Here is a 2,003-nt window from a genome sequence, read left to right on the forward strand (position 1 = left end):
GACAACGGAACCGCCGTAGCGTTCCACTCCCCCAGAACCCGGCTCCGCTCCTCGGACGAAAGCACCTCCACCCGACCCACCCGACACCCCGGATCAGCCACCACCAACCGCAACACCCGCACGAACCGCTCCGCGAACCCCTCCACCGTCACCCGATCGAACAGGTGCCGCTGGTACTGGAAGCTCAGTCGCAGATGGGGGTCGGCGGCCGCGATGACGGTCAGCGGGTAGTGGGTGCCGGTGAAGGGCCGGATGCCCGTGACCGCGATGCCCGCCGAGGAGTTGGCTTCGTCGATGCCGACCCGATCCACCGGATAGGACTCGAAGACGACCAGGGTGTCGAAGAGCGTGCTCAGGCCGGTCTCGCGCTGGATGTCGGCCAGCGGGTGGTGATGGTGGTCGAGCAGGGCCGCCTGCCGCTGCTGGAGTCCGGTCAGCAGGTCGGCGAGCGAGCCCTCCGGTGCGCAACGCACCCGCACCGGAAGGGTGTTGATGAACAGCCCGACCGTTTCACCGGCTCCCTCCAAGTCGGCCGGGCGACCCGAGACGGTCGCGCCGAACAGCACGTCCTGCCGCCCGGTGAGGTGGGACAGCAGCACCGCCCAGACGCCCTGGAGCAGGGTGTTGACGGTGATGCCCAGCTCGGCGGCGCGCCGGGAGGCCGCGCGGGCGTCCGCCGCGGACAGCGGGACCTCCGTCTGGCCGATGCCGTCGGCGTCGGTGGCCGTGTGGTCCGCCGCCTGCGGGGCGAGCAGGGTGGGCTCCTCGATGCCGTCCAGTTCGGCCGCCCAGGCGCGGGCGGACTCGGCGCGGTCGCGGGCGGACTGCCAGACCAGGAAGTCCCGGAACCGGCCGGCCGGCGGCAGTGCGGCGACGTCGCCCCCGGCGGCGTAGAGCCGCAGCAGGTCCTGCATCAGCACCGGCAGCGACCAGCCGTCGAAGAGCAGGTGGTGTGCGGTGAGCACGAGGTCGGCCTGCTCCGGTCCGGTCCGCACCAGCGTCATCCGCAGCAGTGGGGGCGTCTCGGGGCTGAAGTTGGTACGCAGGTCCTGGGACAGCAGTCGTTCCAGCTCCGCCGGGTCCTGGTCGCGCAGGTCAACCTCGCGCCAGGGCAGGCGGGCGCCGTCCACCACGAGCTGGACGGGGGTGCCGTCGGCGGCGTCCACGAAGGCGGTCCGCAGGTTGGCGTGCCGCTCCAACAGCCCCTGACCGGCCGCCCGCAGGCGCTCGGCGTCGACCTGGCCGGCCAGGTGCAGGGTCAGCTGCATGTTGTACGCGTCGAAGGACGGGCCGGCCATCCGGGCGTGGAAGAGCAGGCCGGACTGCAGCGGAGTCAGCGGCCAGGCATCCGCGAGGCCCGGGTAGTCGCGCTCCCACTGCTCGATCTCGCCTTGGCCGACGGCGACCAGCGGCAGGTCGGACGGCGTCAGGCCACCAGCCTCCGGACCGGAGACGTGCTCGACGATGCCGGTCAGCGCCCGGCACCACAGCTCCGCCAGTTCGGACACCTCCTCGGCGGACAGCAGGCCCGTCGGGTAGGAGAAGAGGGCACCGAGCCGCGGCGCACCGTCCGCGTCGTCGGTGACCAGGGCGTTGATCTCCAGGGCCGACATGGCGGGCATGTCGGCGTCGAAGTCCACCAGCAGCTCGCCGACGTCCCCGGCCCGGGTCCAGCCGAGGCCGCGCAGTTCCTCGGGCATGTCGGCCACCGAGAACCGGCCCAGGTAGTTGAACCCGATCTGCCCAGTCGATCCGGCCGCCGCGAGGACCCCACCCGTCTCCGGGTTCAAATACCGCAGCAACCCGTACCCGACACCCTTGTCCGGCACCGCCAACAACCGCTCCTTGACAGCCTTGACCACCCGGCCCGCCGCAGCACCACCGGCGAACGCCTGCTCGACGCCGACGCCACCGAGATCGAGCCGCACCGGGAACATGCTCGTGAACCAGCCCACCGTCCGCGACAGATCCGCCCCCGGCACCACCGCCTCCTCACGCCCGTG

General features: G+C 72.0%; 1 protein-coding gene. It reads right to left on the bottom strand.

Features of this window, described 5'->3' with window-relative positions:
• Positions 1-1,982 (bottom strand): condensation domain-containing protein (locus ACIOJE_RS41240; protein WP_400783832.1); only part of this gene is annotated, 1,982 nt, incomplete at its 3' end.
• Positions 1,983-2,003: the final 21 nt, after the last annotated feature.

It is taken from the genome of Kitasatospora sp. NPDC087861, assembly GCF_044742585.1.
In the GTDB taxonomy this organism is placed as follows: Bacteria; Actinomycetota; Actinomycetes; order Streptomycetales; family Streptomycetaceae; genus Kitasatospora.